Annotated in this window: 24 protein-coding genes and 1 riboswitch; of the genes, 19 read left to right on the top strand and 5 right to left on the bottom strand. The window is 56.4% G+C overall.

Features of this window, described 5'->3' with window-relative positions; translation table 11 throughout:
- Positions 1-44: 44 nt before the first annotated feature.
- Both J8E65_RS01440 and J8E65_RS01435 read left to right on the top strand, forming a co-directional pair.
- A complete protein-coding gene (locus tag J8E65_RS01440; protein ID WP_237181510.1) occupies positions 45-2,828 on the top strand; it encodes a T9SS type A sorting domain-containing protein in 2,784 nt (927 codons plus the stop codon).
- Between the two features lie 83 nt (positions 2,829-2,911).
- A complete protein-coding gene (locus J8E65_RS01435; RefSeq protein WP_210373615.1) occupies positions 2,912-4,189 on the top strand; it encodes an adenosylhomocysteinase in 1,278 nt (425 codons plus the stop codon).
- Positions 4,190-4,225: 36 nt separating this feature from the next.
- Here the strand turns inward: J8E65_RS01435 and J8E65_RS01430 are convergent, their stop codons facing one another.
- Complete coding sequence (locus tag J8E65_RS01430) at positions 4,226-4,831, bottom strand: pseudouridine synthase (protein WP_210373614.1); 606 nt, start codon at positions 4,829-4,831, stop codon at positions 4,226-4,228.
- 107 nt (positions 4,832-4,938) lie between these two features.
- On the opposite strand from J8E65_RS01430, the gene J8E65_RS01425 reads away from it, so the two are divergent.
- From J8E65_RS01425 to J8E65_RS01410, 4 genes are read left to right on the top strand one after another with little or no spacing between them, the layout of a single operon-like run.
- Complete coding sequence (locus J8E65_RS01425) at positions 4,939-6,096, top strand: S1C family serine protease (protein ID WP_237181509.1); 1,158 nt, start codon at positions 4,939-4,941, stop codon at positions 6,094-6,096.
- The gene (locus tag J8E65_RS01420) at positions 6,096-7,130 is read left to right on the top strand and encodes a hypothetical protein (protein ID WP_210373613.1); all 1,035 of its coding nucleotides are present in this window, start codon (positions 6,096-6,098) and stop codon (positions 7,128-7,130) included. The genes J8E65_RS01425 and J8E65_RS01420 overlap by 1 nt, the downstream gene beginning before the upstream one ends.
- Before the next feature lie 35 nt (positions 7,131-7,165).
- A complete protein-coding gene (locus tag J8E65_RS01415; protein WP_210373612.1) occupies positions 7,166-8,689 on the top strand; it encodes an AAA family ATPase in 1,524 nt (507 codons plus the stop codon).
- Entirely contained in the window at positions 8,686-9,189 is a 504-nt protein-coding gene (locus J8E65_RS01410) for a GNAT family N-acetyltransferase (RefSeq protein WP_210373611.1), read from the top strand. The genes J8E65_RS01415 and J8E65_RS01410 overlap by 4 nt, the downstream gene beginning before the upstream one ends.
- Before the next feature lie 5 nt (positions 9,190-9,194).
- Here J8E65_RS01410 and J8E65_RS01405 read toward each other — a convergent pair whose 3' ends face one another.
- Positions 9,195-9,449, bottom strand: coding sequence for a pneumococcal-type histidine triad protein (locus tag J8E65_RS01405; RefSeq protein ID WP_237181508.1), 255 nt, complete (start codon positions 9,447-9,449; stop codon positions 9,195-9,197).
- Between the two features lie 99 nt (positions 9,450-9,548).
- Here J8E65_RS01405 and J8E65_RS01400 point away from each other — a divergent pair, with 99 nt between their 5' ends.
- Positions 9,549-10,487, top strand: a complete 939-nt coding sequence (locus tag J8E65_RS01400; protein WP_210373610.1) for a branched-chain amino acid transaminase — start codon at positions 9,549-9,551, stop codon at positions 10,485-10,487.
- A gap of 6 nt (positions 10,488-10,493) precedes the next feature.
- Positions 10,494-10,736, top strand: coding sequence for a DUF2905 domain-containing protein (locus J8E65_RS01395; RefSeq protein WP_210373609.1), 243 nt, complete (start codon positions 10,494-10,496; stop codon positions 10,734-10,736).
- Here the strand turns inward: J8E65_RS01395 and J8E65_RS01390 are convergent.
- Together J8E65_RS01390 and J8E65_RS01385 are read right to left on the bottom strand one after the other, a co-directional pair.
- Entirely contained in the window at positions 10,733-11,476 is a 744-nt protein-coding gene (locus J8E65_RS01390; RefSeq protein WP_237181507.1) for a queuosine precursor transporter, read from the bottom strand. The two genes, J8E65_RS01395 and J8E65_RS01390, sit on opposite strands and share 4 nt — an antisense overlap.
- A gap of 6 nt (positions 11,477-11,482) precedes the next feature.
- Positions 11,483-11,953: a MarR family winged helix-turn-helix transcriptional regulator gene (locus J8E65_RS01385; RefSeq protein WP_210373608.1), complete on the bottom strand. Its 471-nt coding sequence runs from the start codon at positions 11,951-11,953 to the stop codon at positions 11,483-11,485.
- 160 nt (positions 11,954-12,113) lie between these two features.
- A riboswitch (cobalamin riboswitch) is annotated at positions 12,114-12,367 on the top strand.
- A gap of 112 nt (positions 12,368-12,479) precedes the next feature.
- Between J8E65_RS01385 and J8E65_RS01380 the strand changes: the two genes are divergently transcribed.
- The 11 genes from J8E65_RS01380 to J8E65_RS01330 all read left to right on the top strand — a co-directional run bounded on the left by J8E65_RS01380 (position 12,480) and on the right by J8E65_RS01330 (position 25,020).
- Positions 12,480-14,387, top strand: coding sequence for a TonB-dependent receptor (locus J8E65_RS01380; protein ID WP_210373607.1), 1,908 nt, complete (start codon positions 12,480-12,482; stop codon positions 14,385-14,387).
- A 26-nt stretch (positions 14,388-14,413) separates the two neighbouring features.
- Complete coding sequence (locus J8E65_RS01375; protein WP_210373606.1) at positions 14,414-15,532, top strand: YncE family protein; 1,119 nt, start codon at positions 14,414-14,416, stop codon at positions 15,530-15,532.
- A gap of 2 nt (positions 15,533-15,534) precedes the next feature.
- On the top strand, positions 15,535-15,741 hold the full coding sequence (locus tag J8E65_RS01370; RefSeq protein ID WP_210373605.1) for a (2Fe-2S)-binding protein: 207 nt from the start codon (positions 15,535-15,537) through the stop codon (positions 15,739-15,741).
- A 100-nt stretch (positions 15,742-15,841) separates the two neighbouring features.
- A complete protein-coding gene (locus tag J8E65_RS01365; RefSeq protein WP_210373604.1) occupies positions 15,842-16,585 on the top strand; it encodes a PIG-L deacetylase family protein in 744 nt (247 codons plus the stop codon).
- 54 nt (positions 16,586-16,639) lie between these two features.
- Entirely contained in the window at positions 16,640-17,371 is a 732-nt protein-coding gene (locus J8E65_RS01360; protein ID WP_237181506.1) for a response regulator transcription factor, read from the top strand.
- Positions 17,372-17,377: 6 nt separating this feature from the next.
- Positions 17,378-18,433: a sensor histidine kinase gene (locus J8E65_RS01355; protein WP_210373603.1), complete on the top strand. Its 1,056-nt coding sequence runs from the start codon at positions 17,378-17,380 to the stop codon at positions 18,431-18,433.
- Between the two features lie 184 nt (positions 18,434-18,617).
- Entirely contained in the window at positions 18,618-19,964 is a 1,347-nt protein-coding gene (gene nhaA, locus J8E65_RS01350; protein ID WP_210373602.1) for a Na+/H+ antiporter NhaA, read from the top strand.
- A gap of 57 nt (positions 19,965-20,021) precedes the next feature.
- The gene (locus J8E65_RS01345; RefSeq protein ID WP_210373601.1) at positions 20,022-20,981 is read left to right on the top strand and encodes a sodium-dependent bicarbonate transport family permease; all 960 of its coding nucleotides are present in this window, start codon (positions 20,022-20,024) and stop codon (positions 20,979-20,981) included.
- A gap of 4 nt (positions 20,982-20,985) precedes the next feature.
- Positions 20,986-21,288, top strand: coding sequence for a P-II family nitrogen regulator (locus J8E65_RS01340; protein WP_210373600.1), 303 nt, complete (start codon positions 20,986-20,988; stop codon positions 21,286-21,288).
- A gap of 3 nt (positions 21,289-21,291) precedes the next feature.
- On the top strand, positions 21,292-23,292 hold the full coding sequence (locus J8E65_RS01335) for a monovalent cation:proton antiporter family protein (RefSeq protein WP_210373599.1): 2,001 nt from the start codon (positions 21,292-21,294) through the stop codon (positions 23,290-23,292).
- A 90-nt stretch (positions 23,293-23,382) separates the two neighbouring features.
- Complete coding sequence (locus J8E65_RS01330) at positions 23,383-25,020, top strand: MFS transporter (RefSeq protein ID WP_210373598.1); 1,638 nt, start codon at positions 23,383-23,385, stop codon at positions 25,018-25,020.
- On the opposite strand, the gene J8E65_RS01325 is transcribed toward J8E65_RS01330, so the two are convergent.
- Positions 25,017-26,306, bottom strand: coding sequence for an NAD(P)/FAD-dependent oxidoreductase (locus J8E65_RS01325; protein WP_210373597.1), 1,290 nt, complete (start codon positions 26,304-26,306; stop codon positions 25,017-25,019). The two genes, J8E65_RS01330 and J8E65_RS01325, sit on opposite strands and share 4 nt — an antisense overlap.
- Between the last annotated feature and the right edge of the window lie 14 nt (positions 26,307-26,320).

Genomic DNA, 26,320 nt, shown 5'->3' with positions numbered 1-26,320 from the left:
TTTTTTGTACTTTAGCTAAGGTCCCACCATTCACTGGTCATGCTATGACCAGGCGCATTGGAAAGAGGCTGAGCTTAGGACTGCTGATGCTCGCGGTAAGCCTGGCAGCCTATGCGCAGCCGCGCCGCGTGCAGACGCTCCCCGATACGCTGCTTGCCTCGCCGACCCGACCGGTACCTCAGGGCCGCGTGCACCCGCTCACAGGACAGCAGCAGGCCACGTACCGCCTCCCCTCGCCGGTAGCTTGGCAAGGCAGTGTGGAAGCCACTGCACGCGCGTTCCTGCGTCAAGAAGCCGTGCGTTTTGGATGGCGTGCGCCGGACCGCACGCTCCAGCTGCAATGGTTACGCGCTACGCCTCAGGCGGCGCACGTGCGCTTTCAGCAAACCTTAAACGGCGTGCCCATCTGGGGACGATATGTGCAGCTCAATCTCAACCGGGAAGGTCGGCCTACGCTGGTGCTGAACGGTTACGACCCTCGCCTGGAAGCTTGGGCCCATCGCTTGGATTCCTTACCTCGGCTTTCGGCTTCGGCAGCACTGGCCAGCGCACGCCACGAGCTCAAGCAGCCTGAAGCCCCTGCGAGTGATCCTATGCTTATGGTTTGGCCTGAGCTGCCCCCACGCCTGGTTTGGCATTTCGTACTCTGGCCTCAAGACCAGCCCGAAGAATGGGCTGTTTTTGTCGATGCCCATAGCGGTGGGCTAGTAGCCGTTTGGAACCAAGCCACCCATGTGCAGCCTCCCAAGTCTGTGGTGTCGCCAAGCCCTGCTTTTCCTTTACCTGTGGGCCTGGTTACAGGTGAAGGGCATGTGTTCGACCCCGATCCATTGGCTACAGCCGGCATGCCTTATGGTGGAGCCTATGCCGACAACAGTGACGCCGACACGCCTGAGTTGAATGCCGAGCGCCGCGCCGTTTCACTGCTTGAAATCACCCAAGGCCAAGATGGGCTCTACCGGCTGGAAGGTCCGTATGTGCGCATTACGGGTAACCTACCCAATGTGGCCGATGCCGCCTACACCCCTCCTGCAGAGCCTGTCCCTGATGCTTTCCACTATACCCGTGGCGATCCGCGCTTTGAAGCGGTTATGGCGTATTACCATATTGACTTTAGCCAACGTTACCTGCAGCAGCTTGCCATTGGCACGCCCGTCCAGGCCGCCCCTTTGCCGGTCAATCCACGCGGCCTGACCACAGATAATTCGATGTACTACCCCTCCGCCAAAGCCATCGCTTTTGGCACGGGTGGCGTAGATGACGCCGAAGATGCTGCGGTCATTTGGCATGAGTACTGGCATGCCCTGCTGGAGGACATGGCGCCAGGGTTGCTCAATACGAACGAAGGCAAAGCGCTGCATGAGGGGTGGGCCGACTACTGGGCAGCTACGTATGCCCGATGGCTGGCCGAAACTGGGGCCGTGCGACGCACAGATTGGGATCTCCTCTTTCGCTGGGATAGTGGCGACGGAACGATCTGGGAAGGACGACGCATAGCCTTCGAAGGAAGCTATCCGCAAGACACAAACTGCGATCGCGAAGACACGCCGCAAAGTCCCTGCAATCCCTATCGGGACGGTTTGCTTTGGGCTAAGGTGCTCATGGAAATTCAGGATGTTCTCGGAAAGGCCATTACAGACCGTTTGGCAGTGGCTGCCGCCCTGTACTTAAGCCCACCAGCTACGTTTCGAGATGCAGCCCAGGCCCTTTTGCAGGCCGATATGGATTACTATGGGGGGGCGCATGTGAGCCTGCTCGTTGAGCGACTAGGGGCACGGGGGCTCGTTGATCCTGCATCGTTTCCGGTGGTGGTTCGCCACGATCCCACGCGTGACGTGACGGTCACGCCCACTGCGCTCATTGTGCGCACCTACGCTACAGCCCGTAGGGACTCGATTGTACGGGTGCAGGCTTTTTATCTGCAAAACGGTCAGTTCGTCCCGTCTGCTTTCTTCCAACCCCTTAGTGACTCGCTTTTTGAAGGGCAGATCCCTTGGGATGGGATGCCGGGACAGATTTTTTACTATCTCGAGGCCGAGACGGCAACAGGCTGGCAGCTGCGCCAGCCTCTGCAAGCGCCCGATCAAACCTTTGCCGTGGCTATTGGACACGTGGCCGAAACTGATGCGCTACGTGTAGCGCAGGCCAATGCCGGTTGGGCCCAATCGGGTACGCAGTGGCGCATTCAACGCCCGCAGACAACACCGGCTACGCTTGTCTTATTGCCGCTTGAACTGGCCCGCAATGCCCAACGGCTGCGCCTACATTTGCACCATGCGTTTCATTTTGGCCATGCGTGTAATGGCCTTTTGGAAGGATCGACCGATGGCGGCTATAGCTGGCAGGTTTTGCTGCCCGAAGGCGCATCCTCTGCTGAGCAACCCTTTGGCGAGGCGAGTCCCCCAGAAGGCCTCTGGCACACCTTTGATCTTTCAAGCTATGCTGGTCTTACGCTCTGGCTGAGGGCTTCATTTCGTTGCTCTAGTGAAGTCCCAGAGGCTTTTTGGACACTAGAAGCGCTGCGCTTAGAGCAGGCCTCGCTAGATCCTGAGCTGGAGCTGCAGCGCCAGACCCGATTGTGGCCCCCATTCCCCAATCCTTTCCGAACGACGCTAACGCTTGCCTATACCTTATCGCGTACGCAGCAGGTGCAGCTGGTCGTTTATAATCTGCTGGGGCGAGAGCTCGTGCGACTGGTCGATGCGCTGCAGCCTGAAGGCACCTACGCCGTAACGTTCCAGCCTACCGGACTTGCTGCGGGCGTCTATTGGGTTCGGCTGCTCACCGAAGACGCGCAGCAGACCGTATCGGTGGTGTACCGACCTTGAGGTGAAGTTTTGCTGAACCGTGAGCTACCTTTAGGGCTAAGGCGTAGGAACAGCCTACGATTCCAGCAAATAGATTCTAGACCATGGACTACAAGGAAGGCGCCTATAAGGTACGGGATCTGCGTCTGGCCGAAGCTGGCCGCAGGCGCATTGCGTGGGCCGAAAGCCGCATGCCAGTGCTGATGCACCTGCGCGAGCGCTATCAAGCCTTGCAACCGTTCAAAGGCTACCGGATTGCTGGCTGCTTGCACGTAACTAAAGAAACGGCGGTGCTGATCGAGACCTTTAAAGCCTGTGGCGCCGAGGTAGCCTGGAGCGGCTGTAATCCGCTTTCGACACAGGACGACATTGCAGCCGCACTAGCCGATGCTGGCATAGAAATCTACGCTTGGCATGGACAGAGCGTCGAAGAGTTCTACTGGAGTATCGAGCAGACGCTCCAAAAACCACCGCACCTGACACTGGACGATGGTGCCGACCTCATCTTTACGGTGCATCATCGCCGACCTGAGCTGGCCGAGCACATCCTTGGGGGATCGGAAGAAACCACCACAGGCGTCAAACGCCTGCGGGCCATGGCTGCTGATGGAAAGCTCCGCTATCCGGTCTTCGCTGTCAATGATGCGGAAACAAAGTGGGATTTTGACAATGTCTACGGCACTGGCCAGTCTACGATCGATGGCATCTTGCGGGCTACCAGTGTGCTCCTGGCGGGCAAGCGCGTGGTGGTAGCCGGCTACGGCCATTGCGGGCGCGGCGTAGCTATGCGGGCCCGGGGAATGGGGGCGCAGGTGATTGTCACCGAAGTAAAACCGACCGCTGCGCTCAAGGCTGTACTTGATGGCTTTCAAGTCATGCCCATGGACGAAGCTGCCGAAATCGGCGATATTTTCATCACCGCTACGGGCATGAAGGATGTAATTCGTGGCCAGCATTTTCGCAAAATGAAAGATGGGGCGATCGTGTGCAACACCGGCCACTACGATGTGGAGCTTAACCTGAAGGAACTGGCCGCGCTGACCGTTCGCACCCGCGAAGTGCGACCCAACAACAAAGAATACTTGCTCGAAAATGGCCGCCGCATCTACGTATTGGCCGAGGGACGCCTCGTCAACCTGGCGGCTGCCGAAGGACACCCGCCTGAAGTGATGGACATGAGCTTCGCCAATCAGTTTATGGCCCATTTGACCCTGGTTGAAAAACACAAATCAGGCGAAAAGCTGCCACCTCAAGTGATTGACCTGCCTGAAGAGCTGGACCAAGAAATTGCACGCATCAAGCTGGAGACCTTAGGCATTCGGATCGACACGCTCTCGGAGGAGCAGCGGGCTTACGTGACCGATTATGCTGCAGGTACATGACTTGGGGGGGTCGTCCAGTGGTCTGGCGAGATCCCCTCAAGGTAAGTGGGAAGGTTTGTTTAGGTGGCAGAGGCGGTACAGTGCGGCTTCTTCCTCAGGGGTGAGGGGCCGCCATTGACCTGGAGAGAGACCTTCTAAGCTTAAGGGGCCAAAGGCTACACGCACTAGGCGCAGCGTAGGGTGTCCAATAGCCGCTGTCATGCGTCGCACTTGGCGGTTTTTTCCCTCCCGTAAGGAGATCTCTAGCCAGCAGGTGGGAACCGTTTTTCGGTAGCGGATAGGTACGGGACGTGGTGGAAGCGGTGGGGGGTCGATGCGCCGCACGCGGGCTGGACGTGTTCGGTAGCCCCCGGCAATGACAACGCCTTGTGCCAATTGCCGTAGTGCCTCTTCTTCAGGGATGCGCTCGACTTGGACCCAGTAGGTACGCCAATGCCCGTAGCGCGGATGAAGCAGGCGATGCTTAAGCTGCCCATCGCGGGTGAGCAAAAGCAGTCCTTCGCTGTCTTGGTCCAGACGTCCAACCGGATAGACGTCTGGGACGTCAATGTACGTTTTAAGCGTGGGACGCCCTTGAGGATCTGTGAACTGGCTCAGTACGCCATAAGGCTTCCAAAATAGCACGTGGCGCAAAGGGGGCATCGCATCAAATTGGTTAGATGTATCTCTTTCAAGGTACATCTTTTCCTAAAGAACTCATGACGGGTACGGCTCGTATTAACGGCCTGGGTTTACAAAGCATGTCAAACATGATGCGTTACGCACTGTTATTGGGCCTGCTTTTCCTGCCATGGGCAGGAATGGGGTGTTCACAGAACGCGCGTTCGGAAGAGCCTGGAGCATCCCAGGGCCTTGTAGATACTACACAAGTGCAGCTTTCCCGTTCTCGTGAGACAGCCATTACGCGGGCTGTTCGCGAGGTGTCGCCAGCAGTGGTGAGCATCAACGTGCTTGAGGTGCAGCGTATCCGTTATCGTGACCCCTTTGCCGACTTTTTTAATGATCCGATTTGGGAATTCTTTTTCGGAGGGCCGCGTTCGCGCGTTATTGAGCGTCAGATTCACGCGATCGGGTCTGGATTTGTCATTTCTCCTGATGGCTATATTGTCACCAACGACCACGTGGTGGGCAATGCGACCAAGATTACAGTGTCCTTTCCCGATGGTCATGCCATGGATGCCGAGCTGGTGGGAACAGATCCGGCAACCGATATTGCCCTTCTAAAAGTGCGGCCGGATCGGCCTCTGCCCTATCTGAAGTTTAGCGATAGTCCACCTATCGTGGGGGAGTGGGTTGTGGCTTTGGGGAATCCTTATGGCTTGTTTGAAGCCGCCCCTCCAACGGTAACTGTAGGCGTTGTCAGTGCTGTTGGGCGTAACCTGCCAGCTGGCCAAAGCGGTCGGGTGTATCGCGACATGATCCAGACCGATGCTGCCATCAACCAGGGGAATTCAGGGGGGCCGCTGGTCAATGCGATTGGTGAAGTGATTGGCATGAATACGGCCATTTATACAGAAACGGGAGGGTCGGTGGGGATTGGTTTTGCCATTCCGGCAGAAAAGGTCCGCCGCATTGTAGAAGAATTAAAAGCCAAAGGATACGTCGATCGTTCTTATTACACTGGCCTGTACGTACGAGACGTTACGCCGCGCATTGCGCAGGCTTTAGGGGTGCCCGAGGCGCGAGGGGTATTTGTTACCGATGTCGACCCCGGTTCGCCTGCCGATGAAGCCGGGCTGCGGCCTTACGACGTCATCATTGCCTTTGGGGGTACCGCCGTGGCAAACAGTGAAGAACTGCGGGCGCGGCTGCTCGACTTCCGTCCGGGCGATCGGGTTCGTCTCAGCATCCTTCGAGAAGGGCGACGGCTAGAACTGGAAATGCGGATTGGCCGGCAAGCACCGTGATGAGGCGCAGCACCTGGTGGCTTTTGAGCATAGCGGTGCTCTCGGGATGTCTTCCCTCGTCGTGCCGTCGCGAAGAGCCCACGGCGCTGCTACCGTCGGATTCCCTTTCGCGGCAGATTGCCGCTACGGTTCCGCAAGACACCTTGCACCTACGTTGGGAAGTGGCGGCGACCGCTGCGCTTCCCTTAGAACGCCCACGCACAGTACAGTTTGGGCCAGAAGGCAAGGTGTATGTGAGCGATGTTGCCCGGCATTTTGTGGCCGTGTTGGATACCATGGGGAGACTGGTGGACACGCTACACGTGGCCGGGCTGCGTTACCCTTATTTGGCAGGCTGGCGTGGGGATACCTTGGTTGTGTTGGCGCCCGAAGCGCGTCAACTTGTGGGTTTAGTGGGCCACCAAGTCGTCCGTCGTATCCCACTGCCGGATCAACTCCCTGCGAAGGCGTTGCTTTATGCGGCAGCCAGCAAGACGGGCTACTTTGTGAAAGCCCTCCGTGAGGGGGAAACGGGATGGCTCCTGCAGCTTGATGCCTTAGGGCAAACGCTGCGGCAACAACGGCTCTCTGGGCCTGTGTGGCGTTATGCCGGGCTGTTACGGCTTTGGGACGATACGTTGCTGAGTCTGTCGGGCTTTCGCCCCGTCGTCGACCGATGGTACCCAGACGGGCGCATGGATACGCTGGCACTCGTGGGGTTCGACTCCCCAATGCTTGCCCGCAGCAGGGCATTTCTCGTTGGTGAAGCATACCAGGCGCCGCTGCTGAGCAGCGCTGCCGTGCCTGTCGATTCACTACTGTTTGTGCTCAACTTGCGGCCCGGATGGGTGCAGGTCGATGTATACGACACCGAGGGTTGGCTGCGCTACCGGTTGGCCCCAGCAGCACAACCGTTGAAGCGCCAGTTTTACCCGCATGACTTGGCCGTGCGCTGTAAGCCAACTGCTTGCCTATTGGTGGTGGTCCTCAACGACCCTGATCCGCGTGTGGTGGCCTACAGCTGGCGACTTGTAGGGAACAGCCGCACGCCCTGACCGTGCTACTTTGCGCTATCATCCAACGAGGGGCTATGGATCGGCCGTTAACTGAACTAAAAACACTGGGCGACCTAAAGGCGATCGGGTACCGGCCACTTACGGTCAAGGACGAATTGCGAAAGAACCTAATCGCTAAGCTGCGCCGAGGGGAGGAAATCTTTCCAGGGATTATTGGCTACGAGCGCACCGTGATCCCTCAAATTCAAAATGCCATCCTGGGCCGCCATGACATGATCTTGCTTGGCCTGCGCGGCCAGGCCAAAACGCGCCTCATCCGGATGCTACCAGAGCTGCTCGATGAATACATCCCCATCATCCAGGGGAGCGAAGTCAACGACAACCCGTTTGCCCCTATCTCTAAATACGGGCGCGAAATGGTGGCCGATATGGGCGACGACACCCCTATTGAATGGCTGCATCGCAGCCGCCGCTATGCTGAAAAGCTGGCCACACCCGACACCACCATTGCCGATTTAATCGGCGATATCGATCCAATCAAGGCGGTTAACCGACGCCTGACCTACGCCGATGAAGAAGTAATTCACTTTGGCCTGATTCCACGCACCAATCGCGGGATCTTCGCCATTAACGAGCTGCCCGATCTGCAGCCGCGCATTCAGGTGGGGCTGCTCAATATTCTCGAAGAGCAAGATATTCAGATTCGCGGCTTTAATATTCGCTTCCCCCTTGATGTACTTTTGGTATTTACAGCTAACCCCGAAGACTATACCAACCGGGGGAACATCATTACGCCGCTCAAAGACCGCATCGATAGCCAAATCATCACCCACTATCCGAAAACCCTCGAGATTGGCATTGCCATTACGCAACAAGAAGCCTGGCAAGAGCGCGACGGACAGGTACGGGTGCATATTCCCTACTTTTTCCGAGAAATCATTGAGCAAATTGCTTTTGAGGCCCGAAAAAGTGAATATGTAGACCAAAAGTCGGGCGTTTCGGTGCGGATGACGCGGGCAGCGCTGGAGTGCCTAATTTCGGCTGCCGAGCGCCGCGCGTTGCTCAATGGCGAAACAGAAACCACCCTGCGCATTAGCGACCTGTTGCTGATTGAACCTGCCATCACGGGAAAAATCGAACTGGTCTACGAAGGCGAGCAGGAGGGCGTGCAAAACGTTGCCCGGTTGCTTGTGGGAAGAGCTATTAAGGCCATCTTCCCGCGCTATTTCCCCGACCCAACCAACCGGAAAGAAGGGCGCGCGCCGTACCAGCCTATTCTGGACTGGTTTGCTAAAGGAGGGCAGGTTGAGCTTAACCCAGAGCTGCCATTTGTGGAGTATGCCCGTCGACTTGAGGCTGTAGAGGGGCTCTGCGCTGTGGTGCAGCGTTATACCCGACCTAATACCCGGGAAGAGACAGCTTCCATGATGGAGTTCGTATTGGAGGCGCTGCACCAGCATTCGCTTTTGGGCAAAGACCTGTTCGAACAGGAAACCCGTTACAGCGACATGATGGGTGCGATGCTCTCTTCGCTGGGACGGGACGACGACGAAGAGTCTGATGACGACGAGGAAGAAGACTTTCGCCGATACCGATGAGCGCGTTTCGCATTCGTATGGCTAGGCCAGAAGATGCCGAGGTGCTGGTTGGGCTCATTCGCGAACTGGCCGAATATGAAAAACTTCAGCACGTAGCGCAGCCTGATCCCAAAGCCTTGCGGGCTCACCTCGATCCTGCTGCCTGCCCGCGCTGCGAAGCTTTGCTGGCTGAGGAGATCGAAAGCGGTGAGCCCATAGGGTTTGCGCTTTTCTTTGCGAACTATTCAACCTTTTTAACCCGATGGGGCCTCTATCTGGAGGATATTTACGTACGGCCTGCTTACCGCGGCCGGGGCGTGGGTATGGCGCTGTTTCAGCGCGTGGCCGAAATCGCAGTCGCTCGAGGGGCCCAGCGACTCGACTGGCAGGTACTCGATTGGAATGCGACGGCACGCCAGTTTTATGAGAAGCTGGGCGCGCAAGCGTTGAAGGAATGGATTCCAATGCGTCTTAGCGGCACCGCCCTACTCCAGCTGGGAAGCAATGCTGCGGCAGGCTAAAAGGCCTACTGGCAGCCTTCGATGGGGATCAGCGCACCGTCGGGCGCAATGCGCTCACATCGGCCAGGTGGGCGCGTGGGAAAACGTTCGAGCGGCACGTTGGGGTTACGGTCGCGAGGTACATAGTGGGTGTGATCCCCATGCGGGACTTCATAGTATGGTCGCCGTGCAAACAAGTCCAGTGCGTCGGCCACGACTAAGGCCAAAAAACCTGCAATGAATAATAGGAAAACCCAACGCGACCAGCGCATTGCGGCCATGGGAAAAACGTTACTTTATCGGCTCCTATAGCCAGACGGGGATAGGAGTTCCAAAAATAGGACAGCTACATTGCTTTTTTGACATAAACAACGATAACCATGGACAAACATCCGATTTGGTTCAACGGCAAGCTGGTGCCGTTTGAGGAAGCCAAGATTCACGTGCTCTCTCATGTAGTGCATTATGGGTCCTCGGTGTTTGAAGGTATACGCTGCTACGAGACAGCGCGCGGGCCGGCTGTTTTCCGGCTGCGGGAACACTTGCGCCGGTTACTCGACTCGGCGCGCATCTATCGGATGGAACTGCCTTATACCCTAGAGGAGCTGATCTCAGCCACGCTCGAGACGATCCGCGCCAGCGGACTCAAATCCTGCTACATCCGACCCGTGGTATTCCGGGGTATGGGCGGGTTGGGCGTCAACCCCCTCAAGAATACCGTTGAGGTTGCAATTGCGGTGTGGGAATGGGGCGCTTACTTGGGCAACGAGGCCCTCGAGCAGGGCGTCGACGTCCAGGTGGCTACCTGGCAGCGTATGGCGCCCAACACGTTGCCAGCCATGGCCAAAGCGGGTGCTAACTATGCCAACGCAGCATTGGTGAAGATGGAAGCCGTGCTGAATGGGCATGCCGAAGGCATTATGCTTTCGGTAGGTGGCTACGTGGCCGAAGGCAGTGGAGAGAACCTCTTTTTGGTACGCGACGGGGTGATTTATACCGCTCCCCTCACTCTGTCGATTCTGCCAGGCATTACGCGCGACACAGTGATGACGCTTGCCCGTGACTTGGGTTATAGGGTCGTAGAGCAACCCATCCCACGCGAGGCGCTCTACATTGCCGACGAACTGTTCTTTACGGGAACGGCTGCCGAAATCACCCCAATTCGCTCGGTCGATCATTATACGATCGGTCAAGGCCGCCGCGGCCCCGTAACGGAGGCGCTCCAACGGGCCTTCTACGAAATTGTCCATAAGGGCAACGACCCTTATGGCTGGTTGACGTTCGTCGACGTTCCCCGCGAAGCAAGCATATCGCTGTAGCATGCCATGGCGCAAGGTCCACTGACGGAGCTGGGACGCTGGCTTTTGCTCATAGGCGCGGTGCTACTGGTAGTTGGTGGCCTAATGCTACTCCTGGGCCGCCTACCGCAACTGCCGCTAGGGCGTTTACCCGGTGACTTGAGCTGGGAGAAAGGAAACGTGCGCATTTACTTCCCCCTGGGCACGATGCTGCTGATCAGCCTGGTGCTGACCATCTTGCTAAACCTGCTCCTTAGGCTCTTTCGCTAAAAGGCATCTTGGCGCGCAGCAGCTTTGGCAGTAAGCTGATGCGCCAATTCCTTGCCCAAGTAGGCATCCATTGCCCAGTGGGCTAAGTAAATCAACGGTGTAATTGCGATGGCAATGAGGAGCTTGTATCCGTAGTTAAAAAGCGTGATCGCAAGAATTTGTTGAAAGGCAAGCTGACCAGCAAAGGCGATCGTGAGCACAACAAACGTGTCGATAAACTGCGACCCAAACGTTGAGCCTGTAGCCCGCAACCAAAGAAAACGGCCTCGTGTAAGGCCGCGAAGCCAATGAAAAAGGGTAATGTCGGCCAGTTGCCCGAGCAAATACGCTGTTAAGCTGCCTAGAATGATGCGGCCTGTCGTCCCAAAAACCGCCTCAAATGCTTCCTGGGATACCGGAGAAATGCTAGCTGCTGGAACGGCAATGGCGGCTTGAAGCAGCAAAAACTCAAACCCGATCATGACCATCCCCACGAGCGTCACGAAGCGGATCCCTTTTTTGCCAAAGTACTCGTTCATAAGATCGGTAATAATGAACGTGACCGGAAAGGCTAGCACACCAGTGGTCATAACCACCTCGCCGAAGGTCATGCCAAAAAGATGAATCGGGAAAGGCAGCTTAAAGGCTGTAAAAAATTTGGTTGACGTGGCTTCGGCAATAACCAATGCTGTGATAAAAATAGCTGTGCAAACGACAAAAAGCTTTTGTGGGCGGCTTAAAACGTAAACTTCTGGTCGCATGGCGGTTTAAGACAGCGAGGGTTCTTCAGCACGTAAGCGGTCGAGCAAGTTGCTCAGCTGGCGCAATTCTTCTGGAGATAGGCGAGCCATCAAGCGTTCCTGGGCAGCATCGACCAGAGGTTGCATGTGCGCCAGCAGGTCTAGCCCTTTTTCCGTGATACCGACTTCAACAACGCGTTTGTCGTAAGTAGCTCGTCCCCGCGTAATCCAGCCAGCTTTTTGAAGTCGATTCAAGATGCGTGTAACATCGGGCGTGCGGTCGAGCATGCGCCGGCCGATTTCGGTGCAGGTCAACTTGCGGGGATGGCTGCCGCGTAAAATGCGCAGCACATTGTACTGCGTGGGGGTAATGCCAAAAGGGGCCATCAAAGTGCTCAGCTCGCTCAGCACCCAAGAACTGGTGACCAAAATGTTGAGCAAGGCTTCCTGTGCAGGCGAGGCAAACTGGGATTGTTGAATCCGTTCGGAAAGTTTCATCGGCGTACGTAATCTTACGTACATAGATTCGCGCTAAACCTACAAAGGTTAATCTCTACGGGCAAGAGTCTACGGCGTTCCAGCGAGCGTGTGTTGCAGGAGTTTTCTTGAAGACTTGGCATTAAAGGCTAAGGGGTGTAAATTCTCTCTATCACCCTGTTCTTCGACATGCGTCGCCGGTTCCGCCTTAAGCGGATGAAAAGGGAATCCAGTGGCCCGACGGTAGCGTCGGGGAGTCTGGAGCTGTACCCGCAACTGTGAGCTGCAGCTGAGGTTGGCGGGCGAAGAAGCCGACAGTCACTGTCTGCTTGGGAGCAGATGGGAAGGCTGGCGGTGGAGCCCGTAGCGACCTGCCCTGTCGGATCGACAGGGCCTGCGGCGAGCCAGGAGACCTGCCGGCGGCGTCAGGCCGAAGCCTCCGGGAACTGAGGTCCGTGCCTGATGCATCGGCTGTTCGACGGCTTAGGCATTTGGCCGCGCGTCGCTTGCATAGGCCCGGACCTCGTTTGAGGTAACGGGCTTTTTTATGGGCTTTTCGCGTACATGTGGACTGCTGCTATGGGGCCTATTGAGCCTTAGGGGCGCTTGGGCACAGGAGCACTCGGACACCACGCGGATGCTTCCACCTGTGGTGATCGAAGGGCAGCGAACGCCTAGCGCGCTTACGGCAGGGCAGCGCTTATGGCGTTTAGAGGCCTCAGCATGGGAAGCAGCGGGTGCTACGACAGCCGCCGAAGTGCTCGAAGCACGGACAGGTCTCTGGGTGCGTCGTTATGGCAGTGGAGGGTTAGCAGCGGTTTCCCTACGCGGTGCGGCTGCTACGCAGACACTCTTGCTTGTCGATGGACACCGGGTAGCCGATCCCCAGTCTGGTCTTCTCGACTTGACCCTTTTGCCCAGCGTGCTCCTGGAGGCGGTTGAGGTGGTGCACGGTCCTGCCACTGCCCTGTATGGTTCTGGAGCTATGGGAGGGGTTGTGCACTTGCATACGCTACGGCCTAGGGAGCGTCTAGGCGCTCGGGCTGCTGTGCGGGTAGGGGCTTTCGGCGAACGTAGCCTAGGTGTCGTGATGCAGGGCGGGAAAGGACGCATAGCAGCCGTGGCCGCTGCGGAGCGCAGTCTGGCCACAGGAGATTACCCTTATCCTAACCCGCTGCCACCGCCCAAAACCCGGCGGCGAGAAGGTGCCGACCGTCAAATGACCACGCTGTTTGGTAAAGTCCGTTACGAGAACGCCTGGCGCTTTGAGGGTACGTTTTGGGCTACCGCAGCACACCGCAGCCTTCCCGGCCCGGGAAACGCGCCTCCCATCGACGCTTGGCAGACGGACCATGCGCAACGCCTGCTGTTAGGTGCTTGGCGTGCTATCCCTAAGGGCCGTTTCACGCTTGGGGGCCACTACCAGCATACCCGGCTGCAGTACGTCAACACGTATGCCCAGCAGCAGGATACGGCACGTACGTACACGCTGAGCTTCAGTGGAATGCTGGAACAAGCGCTAGGCAAGCGGTGGGCTATGACGTTAAGTGCTGAAACGCGGTGGGAGCACGCTGCGCTGCGTGGTGGTGTGGATGGGCGTGCCGGTGCACTAGCGTTGCAAGGCAACGGTCACGTGGGGCCCCTTTGGCTTTATCCTGCCCTACGGTTAGATAGATACGTAACCCGAGCGCAGCACTTCCAAACCTTTAGCCCGCAACTCGGCTTCAACCTGGCCCTTCGTGCGCAACGACTGCACCTGAAAGGACAAATCGGACGAACTTTTCGAGCTCCTACGTTAGGTGAACGGTTCTACATGCCTGGGGGCAACCCCCACCTTCGCCCAGAGCGCGGTTGGACGTTGGAAGCTGGACTACTGCTCCATCCGCCTAAGTTCTCGCTGGAGCTCACGGCTTTTTACACCGCTTTGGTGGACCAGATCGTCTGGTACCCTGCACTGGTGGCGCCGGGTTTGCAGCTCTGGAAGCCGGTAAACGTAGGGCGTGTGCACACGCGCGGCCTGGAAGCCTCGCTCGCTACCGAAGCGATTGCTTGGGGTCCTGTGGTACTCCAGGGCGGAAGCTTCTACACCTATACCCGCGCCGAGGACCGCTCATATCGTGCAAGCCCAGCTTTCGGCCGCCAGCTTCGCTACGTGCCTTTGCACCAGCTGAAAGCTTTTGGGGAAATCCAATGGGCTGGGTTGCGCATCGGCCTGCAAGGACGCTACACAGGCCGTCGCTATCTCACCACTGATGAAACGCAGGCATTAAGGCCCTACCTCATTGTCGATGGCTACCTGCGCTGGGAGCAAGCCCTGCGCTACGTACGGCTGGCTTTAGGCCTCAGCGTGGAGAATCTGACCAACTATCCTTACGAAGTGGTGCGTTTTTACCCGATGCCTCCGCGCCAGGTGCGCGTGCAGCTTCGGATCGATCTGAACCCAAAAAACGCGTAAGTCCATCCACTAAATTAAGATAAACCATGAGAAAACTGCTATTGCTTTGGAGCTTGCTCCTTTTGGTACTAAACGGTTGCGATCTGCTGGGCTCCGAAGATGATCAAGCCTCCAGATTGGTCATCACAGGCGTTGTGGTAGGCAATGGGGGCAACTTCAGTGACCAAAATGGCTCGCTGACGTTTTATGACCCGGCTACAGGCCAGACCGCTACGCTGGCCCTGAACGCCTTCGTGCAAAGCCTAACGCTGCACCAAGGACGAGCATATGTAGCCCTGAACACGTTTAGCGTCGGACAGATCGCGATCGTTGACCTAACTTCGCGCCAGCTGGCGGGCCGCATAAATGTACCTATCCCGCGATACATCACCTTTGCAAGCGACCAAAAAGCCTACGTGACCAACATGGCTTTTGGACGCGATGGATTTGTGCTAGCCTTTAATCCTGTAACCCAAACGCTTTTGCCCGATACAATCCCCGTTGGCCTTTATCCAGAAGGGCTCGTAGCTCACAAGGGACGGGTCTACGTCGCCAACTACGGTTCACTAGGTGCGGGGCGAACCATTTCGGTGATCGATACCGCTACAGATGCGGTGGTTCAGACACTTGAACCGGGTTGCGACGGTCCCCAAGCAGTGTTTATTGATGCCGAAGAGGAACTGGTTGTCGTTTGCTTAGGCAAAACGGTGTACAATGCCGATTACAGCGCCATCATTGAACAGACCAATGGCCAAATCGTTTTCATGAATCCCACTACCGGGGTCGTGACTGCACGTCTGACGCTTGAGGTTCAGCTCGGATCGGCCAACGGCACGCAAGTGGCCTACTACGCTCCGGAAGTGGAAGAACTCTATGCAATCTCAAGCGGTAGCGGCCGCATCTTTCGGGTTAACACCAATGCCAACGCCCTGGCAGCAACGATCACGGTGCCTACCGCAACGGATTTGGCTGGTCTTTCAGCTGTGGCCTATGATGCCGCACAACAACGGCTCTATGTGGCCCGCTTGGCTGCTGGACCCAACGGGCGCCCAGACTATACCGCCGCAGGCGCTGTGGTGATCTTGAACCGCGAAGGACGTCAGATTGACCGCTTTAGCGTAGGCCCAGCCCCTTCCCACATCGCGCTTGTGCAAGAGAGGCGTTAACAATGCGCATTGACCGATGCTATTGCTTTCAGCGAACGTTTGCCGAGCTTAAGGCGATTGCCCAGCAGCACAAGGTGACAAGCCCTGAAGCACTGCAGCAGCAGGTGGCCTTTGGCCTGCGTTGCCGGCTTTGCTTGCCTTATGTCCGTCACATGCTCCAAACAGGCAAAACGGTGTTCCACGAGGTCCTGCGCGAAGATGTAGCTTGATCCGAAAACAGCGTGGCTAGGCTCTAATTGGTTGGCGCAACAAAAGTTGTTAAGACAAGGTTTAGCCTAAAATTTTTACCCTGTTGCGTCATTTTAAGCCATGGCCACGCTACTGTACATTTTTCCGCACCCCGACGATGAGAGTTTTGGGCCTGCGCCGGCCATAGCCCGGCAGCGGCGGGAGGGACATGCAGTGCATTTGCTAACGCTCACGCGGGGTGAGGCTACGCACCAGCGGCATCGGTACGGCTACAGTAAGCCTGAAATGGGACGCGTGCGTCTCGCAGAGATGCAATGTGTGGCCCAAGTACTTGGGCTTAGTAGCTTAGAGGTGCTGGATTTTCCTGATGGCGGCTTGGCTGAGCTGGATCCGCGGCATCTGGAGGCTGTAGTGCAGCAGGCGATCGTGCGTCATCGGCCCGAGGTCGTGGTGACGTATCCGGTTCACGGCGTTAGTGGTCATCCGGATCATCTGGTGACGCATGCTGTGGTCAAGCGGGTTTTTTGTGCCATGCGTGGACCGCAGGTGCCCTACTTACGCAGACTGGCTTTTCTGACATTGCCTGAGGGTTTGCCAAACAAACCTCCCCATCTGCGCACTTCGCCGCAAACAGCCATTGATGTCTGCGTGCGCTTCAGCGAAGCAGATCGGCAACGTGCTGAAGCAGCGCTCGCTTGTTATCAGACCTATCAGGCCGTGATTGATGCCCAGCAGCCGCTACGCCTGGTGGCTGGTGGCGTTTGTTTTGAGTTGTTTCAGGAGCGCTTTGATCCTCCTCTGGAAGATCTAACGGCCCAGTTGCCGGGGATTGAAAATCCAGCACATAACGCTTTGATAACATAAAAGCCCGCTGGCGGTCGTATTTTTTGTACGTTAAGCCACGATAAAGCGCAGCTTATGGAAACGCTATTGCGAGCCATGCCCGATGCAGACGTCGCCGACCGCCCACCGCGTGTACTTATCGTAGACGACGAGGAGGATATCCTTTCGCTTCTGGCCTACAATTTTCAGCGGGGAGGTTTTGAGGTAGAGTTAGCCCGAGAGGGCCTAGAAGCTTTAGAAAAGGCAGCACGCAGCCAGCCGGACGTAATTATTTTGGATATCATGATGCCGGGGATGGATGGGTTAGAGGTATGCCGACGGCTGCGGCGTGATGCGAAACTCCGCACCATCCCCATTGTGATGCTTACTGCCAGAACCGAAGAGGAAGATTACCTCAAGGGCCTGGATGTAGGTGCAGACCTGTATATTGGCAAGCCGGTGTCGGTTCCTGTGCTGCTGAGTCAAACGCGGGCATTGCTGCGGGGTCTGCGTCGCTATGAGACTCCTCCCGAGCTGCTGCGCATTCACGACCTAGAAATTGACCGGGATCGGTATCTGGTCTATCGTTTTACCCCCGAAGGGCGAGAGACACTACGGTTGCCCCGTAAGGAGTTTGAACTGCTTTACTTTTTGGCGGCGCATCCAGGAAAGGTTTTTTCGCGACAGGAATTGCTCGACGAAATTTGGGGGCGTGATGTCTATGTGGTAGACCGGACGGTCGATGTGCACGTGCGCAAAATCCGCGAAAAGCTAGGCAGTACGTATATCGAAACGGTCAAGGGCATCGGCTACAAATTCCGTGAATAGCGCCGCATGCCATGGCAAGGAACCCAAAGCAGGCCGGTAGGCCAGCTGGTGTTTAAGCTGGCTGCCTACAGTATGCTTGTGGCCGCTGCTCCAGCAGCCGCGACACTGTTTGTTGTAGGAAGCCCTTTGCTGCAGTGGGGCCTGTTAATGCTAATCTGGGCCGCAAGTGTTTTGTTGGTGGCTACACGGCTGCTTACGCCCCGCTTGACCCTAGCACGTGAGCTTTTAGCCCAGATCCGAAACCGATCCTTTGAAAACCTAGAGCAAGCACAAGTGCCTCAAGGCGACGAGCTCAACACGCTGATTTGGGAAGTTTACCGCACCGGCCGCGTGCTGGAAAAAGAAATCCAGCAACTCCAACGCATGGAAGACTACCGGCGCGAGTTTTTAGGCAACGTGTCTCATGAACTCAAAACCCCCATTTTTTCTATTCGGGGGTTTGCAGAAACGCTGCTTGAAGCCAATCCAGAAGATGAGGCCACGCGCCAAGCCTTTTTGCAAAAAATTTTGCACAATGCAGATCGCCTGGCGCACTTGGTGCGTGATCTTTCGGACATTTCGCGCCTGGAAACAGGCGCATTGCAAATGCAAATGGCTCCGTGTAACCTGGTATCCTTGGTGCGTGAGGTGATCGAATCGATGGAGCCGCTAGCAGCAGCACGCCAAGTATCCCTGCGGATTACGGCTACGGAGAACATGCCTTCTGTTTTGGCTGATCGCGAACGCCTACGCCAGGTGCTGGTTAATCTGGTAGATAACGCCATCAAGTACAACAATCCAGGAGGGTTTGTGGAAGTGCGCCTCGAGGCCATCCCGCAGCAGCACAGCGTGCGTGTAGCCGTTGTCGATAATGGCATTGGTATTGCACCGCAGCACATTCCGCGCCTAACCGAGCGATTTTATCGGGTGGATCGCTCAAGATCACGCGAGCAAGGGGGGACTGGCCTCGGTCTGGCGATCGTTAAGCATATCCTTCAAGCGCACCGCACCCGTTTGCAGATTGAAAGTACCCCCGGTCGAGGCTCTACTTTTGCTTTTGTCCTGCCTGCAGCTTCGGTGTAATGCTTGCTTTTTGAGCTGATTGACCTTATGCTTGATCTACCCCTCGGTGGGAAATAGAGCGTTGCCCTTTCTGATATAGGCAGCCCGCGTGTTTTGGGGGAGCTCTGAAGGGTATTTAGGCCTTGTCGATGAGGCCAAAGGAGTGCTTTCGCTAACCTTAAAACCAAACTGGCTGAGCGTATCGATGGAGACTCGGGGTTCTACGAATCGCGTAGCGCAGCTTTTGCGTCCTTTTCAGGAGTTTTTTCACACCGAGGCGGCCAGCGGGGCCCTGTTGCTGGTAAGCGCGGTGATAGCCCTCGTTTGGGCTAACTCGCCCTGGGGCGGGACCTATCAGGCGCTTTGGTCGGCAACGTTTACCGTTGGTTTTGGCGAAGCTGCGCTAACCAAATCGCTTTTGCATTGGATCAACGATGGGCTGATGGTGCTGTTTTTCCTGCTGGTGGGATTGGAAATCAAGCGGGAGTTGTTGGTCGGTGAGCTTTCTTCTCCGCGCAAGGCAGGTTTAGCAATTGCAGGAGCGCTTGGAGGGATGATCGTGCCAGCTTTGTTGTATTCAACGCTTAATGCGGGGGGTGAAGGCGAGCGGGGTTGGGGCATTCCGATGGCGACGGATATTGCGTTTGCGCTGGGCGTGCTGGCCCTGGTGGGCCGGGGGCTACCCGTGGCGCTCCGGGTGTTTCTGGCAGCGCTGGCCATTGTGGATGATCTAGGGGCGGTGTTGGTCATTGCGATCTTTTACACGGCAGATCTATCGACCAACGCCTTGCTGGCGGCTGCAGGCATTTGGGGCTTATTGTGGGGCTGCAATCTGCTGGGGGTACGCCAGCTGTCCGTCTATGCGCTGTTGGGCGTGCTGCTCTGGCTGGCCGTGTTCAAGTCAGGTGTGCATGCAACCGTTGCCGGTGTGCTGCTCGCCCTGACGATTCCGGCGCGGCGCAAGCTCGACAGTGCTTCGTTTTTAGAACAAGTGCGAGAAGCGATCGATACGTTTGCGCGCAATCGGGGCGAGGGACGTTTGCTCAACGAAGCGCAGCGCGATGCGCTTTACGCCCTGGAACAAAGCTGCGAGCGTGTCGAAGCGCCCCTAACCCGTTTGGAGCATAACCTGCATGGTTTAGTGGCCTATTTTGTTATGCCCGTTTTTGCCTTGGCCAATGCAGGCGTCGTATTAGGTGGAGATACCGGTTTAAGCTTTACGCATCCGGTGACGCTGGGCGTTGTGCTGGGCTTGCTTGTGGGCAAGCCTATTGGGGTGCTTGGGGCTTCCTGGCTAGCAACGCGGCTGCGGCTAGCCGAGCTGCCCTCAGGGGTGCGGTGGGGACAGCTGTTGGGCGTGGGATGCCTGTGCGGCATCGGCTTTACCATGGCCTTGTTCATTGCCAGCTTGGCTTTTGCTTCCCCGCTGCTGTTGGATCAAGCCAAAGTCGGGATCCTTGGCGCATCGCTGCTTTCCGGGCTTGTGGGCTGGGCGCTGTTAGCTCGGGAGCGGAAAATCCACAAAGCAGAAACGCTGGCGGTCGAAACATAGTCCTTCATGGGTTCGTTAGGCGGCTCCGGCTTTCCTGAAACAAGCCGGAGCCGCTCTATGCTGGAAATTCTGCTAACGAACTTGCTTTCCCCCATCGTTTTGGCCTTTGCGCTAGGCGTTGTTGCGCAGCTGATTCGCAGCGATTTGTCGTTTCCAGAGCCGCTTTACCAGGCGCTATCGATTTATTTGCTGTTGGCGATTGGATTAAAAGGCGGCGCCGAGCTCAGCCACACACCTTGGGCTGTGGTGCTCTGGCCAGCTTTGGTGACCTTGCTGCTGGGTATGTTGACACCGGTGACGTCCTATATCGTGCTGCGGAAGATCGGCCGTATGGACCGCATCAACGCGGCGGCTATTGCCGCGCACTACGGCTCAGTGTCGGCCGTAACGTTCATTGCAGCACAAACATTTGGCCAGCTGCAAGGCACACCTGCCGAGGGATTCATGCCCGCGCTAGTAGCTATGCTCGAAGTCCCGGCCATCGTAGTGGCGCTGATGATTGTCTTTTTACGCTCGAACCGCCACGGCTCCTGGCGCCAAGGGTTGCACGAAGTGCTCACAGGGCGAAGCGTGTTGCTTTTAGTGGGGGGAGTGGTCATCGGCTATTTGTCCGGTATGGAAGGGCTCAAGCAAGTTGAGCCCTTTTTTGTCAATGGCTTTAAGGGAGCGCTGACGCTGTTTCTGCTGGAGATGGGGCTGGTTGCTGCGCGGCGCTTGCGCGATTTAAAGAAGGTGGGTGCTTTCTTAATCGGATTTGGCATTTGCATGCCCATCGTGCATGGCGTGTTAGGTGTTGTGCTAGGAAGTTGGGCTGGGCTTTCCGAGGGCGGTAGTGCGGTACTGGGAGCTATGGTCGCTAGCGCCTCCTACATTGCAGCACCAGCAGCTGTACGCATTTCGCTGCCTGAAGCAAACCCCACCTACTACCTGACGGCCTCGCTGGGCATTACCTTCCCATTTAACTTGACGCTCGGCATCCCGCTGTATTTTGCCTTAGCACACTGGATCGGAGGGTAAACCCATGCTTACGGTAACGCTAAAACTGGTGACGATTGTCACAGAGCGTATTCTTCAGGAACGCCTGCTGCGTGAAATCAAAGAATTGGGAGGAAAGGGGTACACGCTGACCGAAGTATCGGGCGAAGGGTCACGAGGCGTGCGGGCTAGCGAGTGGGAAGGACACAACGTGAAAATTGAAACGATCGTGAGCCCCGAGGTAGCTGATCGCATTATCGAGCACATCGCTACCCATTATTTTCAGCATTACGCTGTCATTGTCTACGCGCAACCAGTCGAAGTGGTACGCGGCGATAAATACGTTTAGTCCATGTCCCTTGCAGACACGCTGGCTGAGCTGGTGGCCCTTTTGGCCATTAGCGTGCTTATTGCCTACCTCTGTTATCGGATCCGGCTAGTGCCGATCGTTGGATTTCTTTTGGCCGGTGTGCTTATTGGTCCAGGGCTATTAGCCTTAGTTCGTAGTGAAACGCTGATTTATAACACCGCCCAGATTGGCGTCATTTTGCTACTCTTTACCATTGGGGTTGAATTTAAGCTTGAGCAGCTTCGGCGCATCTGGCGCGAGCTGCTGATCGGCGGTGGATTGCAAGTAGGGTTGTGTACCCTGGTGGTGTTGGCACTACTCGTAGGGTTAGGGGTGGAGGTACGTTCCGCCTTGTTTACGGGTTTTCTGGTTGCTGTAGGCAGTAGTACCGCTATTGTGCTTAGCGTGCTGAGCGACCGACAAGAGACCGATACCGTGGTCGGTCGGCTGGCACTAGCCATGTTAATTTTTCAGGACTTGGCTACAGTAGCGGTTGTGTTGCTGATCCCCGTCTTAGGTGAAGGCCATGGCTCGTTTGGCCAGGCTTTGCTGGCCCTGGGTCAGGCGCTACTGGTAGTAGGGGGAACGTTGTTTCTGGCGCGGAGCATTATGCCGCCGCTTCTGGAGCGCATTGCCCGCACGCGCCGCCACGACCTGTTTTTGCTGACCATCGTAGCCATTTGTTTTGGCATGGCCTGGATTACCCATCTCTTTGGCGTCAGCTTGGCCTTAGGAGCTTTTTTGGCCGGGTTGGTGGTCAGCGAAAGTCCCTATAGTGAATATGCCTTAAGTGAAATTCTTCCGCTCAAGTCGGTCTTCAATGCGGTGTTCTTTGTTTCGGTAGGCCTGTTGCTCGATGTGCATTTCTTGTTGGCGCACCCCCTGCTGGTGGCGGCTACAGCGCTTGCTGTGCTTTTGGTGAAAGTGCTAACCACAGCTGCTGCAACGCGGCTGCTGGGCTATCCTTTACGGGTGGCGTTGGTTCTGGGTTTAGCTTTAGCCCAGATAGGGGAATTTTCTTTTGTACTGGCGCAGGCTGGACAAGAAGTGGGCCTTACACCCGCCGGCTTGGGTGAGGTGGGGACGCAGAGCCTGTTGGCCGCGATTGTGTTGCTCATGGCTGCTACACCCTTGCTTATGGCCGCAGGCCGGCAACTCAATGCGCACCTGCTGCAGCATCCACGCGAGCATGCCATGGTGGCCTCTGCAACCAAGGCTGCACTGGAAGATCACGTCATCGTTGTGGGCTACGGACCGGCTGGTCAACGCCTAGTGCAGGTGCTCAAAGACACAGGTATTCCGTTCATCATCATTGATCTTAACCCCTATACAGTACAGACTGCCCAAAAAAATGGCCTTCCTGTGCTTTACGGGGATGCCAGTCGCCGGCACATTTTAGAGCACGCAGCGGTCGATCGGGCCAAGGTTTGTGTCGTGGCTATCAACGATGATGCCGCAACGCGACGGATTGTAGAGTTGGCCCGGTACCTTAACCCTACCCTGCAGATCATCGTACGCACCCGCTTTCTGCGCGATGTGGAATTCCTGCAACGCATTGGCGCCGATATCGTGGTTCCCGAAGAGCTGGAAACAGCTGTACGCATCTTTACCCAAGTGCTGCAGGCCTACTTTGTGCCGCCCGAAGAGATTAATCGCCAGATTGCCACTATTCGGGCGGGTGATTATCGTATTTTTCGAGGCAGCATCCAGGAAGCGCACCTTATGGTCCTGCAGGGGCTTGACGAGGAAGGTCTGCATACCCGGGCTGTGGTGGTTCGGGAAAGTGCACCGGTAGCGGGAAAAACGTTGGCCGAGCTGAACCTACGTCAGCGCTATGGCCTGACAGTACTCGCCGTGCGCCGAGGCGAGCGCACCATAGGCAGTCCTTCTGGCGACTTTCGCATTGAACCGGGCGATCGTCTGGTGCTTATTGGTCTGGCCGATCAGTTTGCCCGCTGCGCTGAACTGTTTCGCCCCCCGCGTCCTAGTGCCGCAGAAAGCTAAAAATGGGGATTTTTTCACGCCTTGTAAATTACATGTAAATTGCATATCGTACGCCTGCCAAAAGCGTCAACAAGTTAAGTGAGGCTATCGATGGCTCCTCAACGTAATCTTTCAAGTGGCAGGATTGTGTTTTCTCGGCCGCTTGCTTTTTGGCTGGGTACAATCGCGCTGTCGGTAGGTACCTTCCTGCACATTCCTATGTTTGTGCACGCAGCGCACATGGGTTACCAGCTGGTCGGGATGCCCATAGATGGATGGATGATCCTGGGCATGATACTCATTGTCGTAGGCCTTGGCATGGCTGTCTATGGCCTTATTCCGAAGACCGACCCGGAAGTTCGGGCGCGCTTAGCTCATATTCGCGTTAAGGCGCTCGATGATGTACCTCTGGGGCGCACCCACATCGTACTCCTGACCGTGCTGGCCATTGCTATTCTGATCGACATCATGAAGCCAACGACACTGGGCTTTGTGGTGCCTGGTATGGCTAAAGAGTACGGTCTAAAATCCCCGCTTAATCCTGACGGCAAGATACCGGTGGCGCTCTTGCCACTTTCTGGCATAACTGGCACGGTTCTGGGGTCTTTTATTTGGGGATGGATGGCAGACTGGATTGGGCGCCGTCCTACAATTTTGCTTGCTGCGCTACTTTTCATTGCGACTTCTATTTGTGGAGCAATGCCCACCTTTTCCTTGAATTTGCTCATGTGTTTTCTCATGGGCTTGTCGGTGGGGGGCATGCTGCCGATCGCTTATGCGCTTACTGCCGAGACAATTCCAGCGCGTCATCGCGGGCTACTCATGATTCTTATGGGTGGGGACCTCTCGCTGGCTTACTTTGTCACCAGTGCCCTTTCAGCATGGCTACAGCCGGAATTTGGATGGCGCATTCTTTGGTTGATTGGAGCTCCAACAGGTCTGCTGCTTATCCTGATTAGCCGATGGATTCCGGAATCCCCTCGCTTTTTATTGGCTACAGGCCGCACAGAAGAAGCCAAACAGATCATGGATCGTTTTGGGGCTTCGATCGTGGAGGTGTCTAAAGACGAAGCGTTAGCGGTTGAACAAAGGATTCAAGGGCGTTTCAGCCAGTTGTTCAAAAGACCCTTTATTGGACTCAGTGTAGGTTTAGGCCTTTATGCAGTGGCGTTTGGCTTAGTTCAATTTGGTTTTTTGCTGTGGTTGCCTACAAATCTTCGCGTAGCAGGTTTTGATGTAGCAGCTGCCGATGGCTTAATTGCGCGTGCGAGCTTGCTAGGATTCCCGGTAACTTTTATTTCTGCTTTTCTCTATGCATTTTGGAGCAGTAAAAAAACGCTGCTTCTTTTTGCGATGCTCACCTGTGCAGCATTGCTTGGCTTTGTTTTCTTTGAAGGCACGGTTACTCAAAATACGCTCCTGATTTACGGGCTTATTGTACTTATCATTATGGGGGTGAGCACAGCCACGACAGACTTAATGCCAACCTATGCCGCTGAGGTGTACCCAACCAGTCTGCGGGGGCGCGGTAGTGGTTTTATAGCAGGTGCTAGCAAGGTAGGGGGCGTGCTCGGCATCGGTCTGGTGGTGGCTGGCATTACGCCACCTACGTTTACCGGCGCTGCGCTGCTAGGAGCGATTCCCTTGCTGCTGGCTCTTGTGGTACTTGCTATACGCGGTATCGAAACCCGGCGCCGGCGCTTGGAAGAAATCACTGCTGAGCAAGTGGGGGCTGATCTGGTCAGTTAAGCAACGGTTGCGTCAAGGGCTTCCTGCCTAAGGGGCTGAACATGAAAAATAAGTCGGGCGCTGCGATCATAGGTGAAGTAATTCCAGGCCCAGTTGATCAGCACTTGCAGCCGGTTGCGAAAGCCAATGAGTTCTATCAGGTGGAGCACAAGCCAAGCAAGCCAGGCTAGTGGACCTGTTAGGCGCACGCCGCTGGGTAGCTCAGCTACGGCTGCATGGCGGCCAATCGTGGCCATTGCTCCACGGTGCCGATAGCAGAACGGTTCGGTTTCTTGCCCTGCAAGCAGGCGTTGAAGCTGCCGAGCTACGTGCCGCGCGCCTTGAATGGCTACAGGTGCCATCTGAGGATGGAGACGGCCTGCTTCGTCTTGGCTGGCTGCTAGGTCTCCGATCACGAATACATTCGCCCGGCCGGGCACGCGTAGATCAGGGTCTACGACGATGCGCCCGCCACGCGTTTGCGGTAAGCCCAGCCGGTCGGCTAAAGGGCAGGCCCGCACGCCGGCTGCCCAGATGACTGTACGCGTGGGGATGCGCTCGCCACTTTGGAGGTAAACGGCCTCGGAAGTAATGCGAGCCACTGGATTCCCCAGGTGAAGCTCTACGCCGCGCTGGCGAAGCTGCTTTCGGGCATAGCGTTGCAGCTGCACGCTGTAGGTGGGCAGCACCGTATCGAGCGCTTCTACCAGGAGTACGCGTGCCCGGTTGATGGGCAGCTGGGGATAATCTTTGCGAAAAACCAGCTCAAACCACTCCACAAGCGCACCCGCCATCTCAATACCTGTCGGTCCACCCCCAACAACCACCACGTTCAGCAAACCTTCACGGATGCGCTCTGGATGGCGATCGGCTGCTTCAAACTGACGGACAATATGGCTACGCAGCGCAATGGCATCTTCAAGGGTTTTAAGCGGGAAGGCATGTTGCGCAACGCCCTCAATGCCGAAATCGTTTGTGGTTGCTCCTGCAGCCAGGACCAAATACGTAAAGGGGATACGGTCACCGTCTTCCAGGCAGACGGCTTGGGCTTCCCAGTCGACGCCTACAACCGTACCCATGATGAAACGAAAATTGCGCTGCTGCTGAAAAATGCCCCGTACGGCATGCGCAATCTCTTCGGGTTCTAAGCCAGCTGTGGCGACTTGGTAAAGCAGCGGCTGAAACGTGTGGTAATTCTGCCGGTCGATAAGCACCACCTCGAAGGGGGTACGGCGCAACAAGCGCGCTAGCGTTAGCCCGCCAAAACCGGCGCCTATAATGACCACACGGGGTGCTGCAGCTTTCATATTGAAGTATCGCT

The organism is Rhodothermus bifroesti, from assembly GCF_017908595.1.
In the GTDB taxonomy this organism is placed as follows: Bacteria; Bacteroidota; Rhodothermia; order Rhodothermales; family Rhodothermaceae; genus Rhodothermus; species Rhodothermus bifroesti.
The sequence above is the reverse complement of the archived record's forward strand: the minus strand, read 5'-3'. Positions and strand labels throughout refer to the sequence as shown.

Bases quoted from the DNA above. Each gene is read 5' to 3' on its own strand.
- J8E65_RS01440 (WP_237181510.1), top strand. From the start codon at position 45: ATGACCAGGCGCATTGGAAAGAGGCTGAGCTTAGGACTGCTGATGCTC.
- J8E65_RS01435 (WP_210373615.1), top strand. From the start codon at position 2,912: ATGGACTACAAGGAAGGCGCCTATAAGGTACGGGATCTGCGTCTGGCC.
- J8E65_RS01430 (WP_210373614.1), bottom strand. From the start codon at position 4,831: ATGCCCCCTTTGCGCCACGTGCTATTTTGGAAGCCTTATGGCGTACTG.
- J8E65_RS01425 (WP_237181509.1), top strand. From the start codon at position 4,939: ATGATGCGTTACGCACTGTTATTGGGCCTGCTTTTCCTGCCATGGGCA.
- J8E65_RS01420 (WP_210373613.1), top strand. From the start codon at position 6,096: ATGAGGCGCAGCACCTGGTGGCTTTTGAGCATAGCGGTGCTCTCGGGA.
- J8E65_RS01415 (WP_210373612.1), top strand. From the start codon at position 7,166: ATGGATCGGCCGTTAACTGAACTAAAAACACTGGGCGACCTAAAGGCG.
- J8E65_RS01410 (WP_210373611.1), top strand. From the start codon at position 8,686: ATGAGCGCGTTTCGCATTCGTATGGCTAGGCCAGAAGATGCCGAGGTG.
- J8E65_RS01405 (WP_237181508.1), bottom strand. From the start codon at position 9,449: ATGGCCGCAATGCGCTGGTCGCGTTGGGTTTTCCTATTATTCATTGCA.
- J8E65_RS01400 (WP_210373610.1), top strand. From the start codon at position 9,549: ATGGACAAACATCCGATTTGGTTCAACGGCAAGCTGGTGCCGTTTGAG.
- J8E65_RS01395 (WP_210373609.1), top strand. From the start codon at position 10,494: ATGGCGCAAGGTCCACTGACGGAGCTGGGACGCTGGCTTTTGCTCATA.
- J8E65_RS01390 (WP_237181507.1), bottom strand. From the start codon at position 11,476: ATGCGACCAGAAGTTTACGTTTTAAGCCGCCCACAAAAGCTTTTTGTC.
- J8E65_RS01385 (WP_210373608.1), bottom strand. From the start codon at position 11,953: ATGAAACTTTCCGAACGGATTCAACAATCCCAGTTTGCCTCGCCTGCA.
- J8E65_RS01380 (WP_210373607.1), top strand. From the start codon at position 12,480: ATGGGCTTTTCGCGTACATGTGGACTGCTGCTATGGGGCCTATTGAGC.
- J8E65_RS01375 (WP_210373606.1), top strand. From the start codon at position 14,414: ATGAGAAAACTGCTATTGCTTTGGAGCTTGCTCCTTTTGGTACTAAAC.
- J8E65_RS01370 (WP_210373605.1), top strand. From the start codon at position 15,535: ATGCGCATTGACCGATGCTATTGCTTTCAGCGAACGTTTGCCGAGCTT.
- J8E65_RS01365 (WP_210373604.1), top strand. From the start codon at position 15,842: ATGGCCACGCTACTGTACATTTTTCCGCACCCCGACGATGAGAGTTTT.
- J8E65_RS01360 (WP_237181506.1), top strand. From the start codon at position 16,640: ATGGAAACGCTATTGCGAGCCATGCCCGATGCAGACGTCGCCGACCGC.
- J8E65_RS01355 (WP_210373603.1), top strand. From the start codon at position 17,378: ATGCCATGGCAAGGAACCCAAAGCAGGCCGGTAGGCCAGCTGGTGTTT.
- nhaA (WP_210373602.1), top strand. From the start codon at position 18,618: ATGGAGACTCGGGGTTCTACGAATCGCGTAGCGCAGCTTTTGCGTCCT.
- J8E65_RS01345 (WP_210373601.1), top strand. From the start codon at position 20,022: ATGCTGGAAATTCTGCTAACGAACTTGCTTTCCCCCATCGTTTTGGCC.
- J8E65_RS01340 (WP_210373600.1), top strand. From the start codon at position 20,986: ATGCTTACGGTAACGCTAAAACTGGTGACGATTGTCACAGAGCGTATT.
- J8E65_RS01335 (WP_210373599.1), top strand. From the start codon at position 21,292: ATGTCCCTTGCAGACACGCTGGCTGAGCTGGTGGCCCTTTTGGCCATT.
- J8E65_RS01330 (WP_210373598.1), top strand. From the start codon at position 23,383: ATGGCTCCTCAACGTAATCTTTCAAGTGGCAGGATTGTGTTTTCTCGG.
- J8E65_RS01325 (WP_210373597.1), bottom strand. From the start codon at position 26,306: ATGAAAGCTGCAGCACCCCGTGTGGTCATTATAGGCGCCGGTTTTGGC.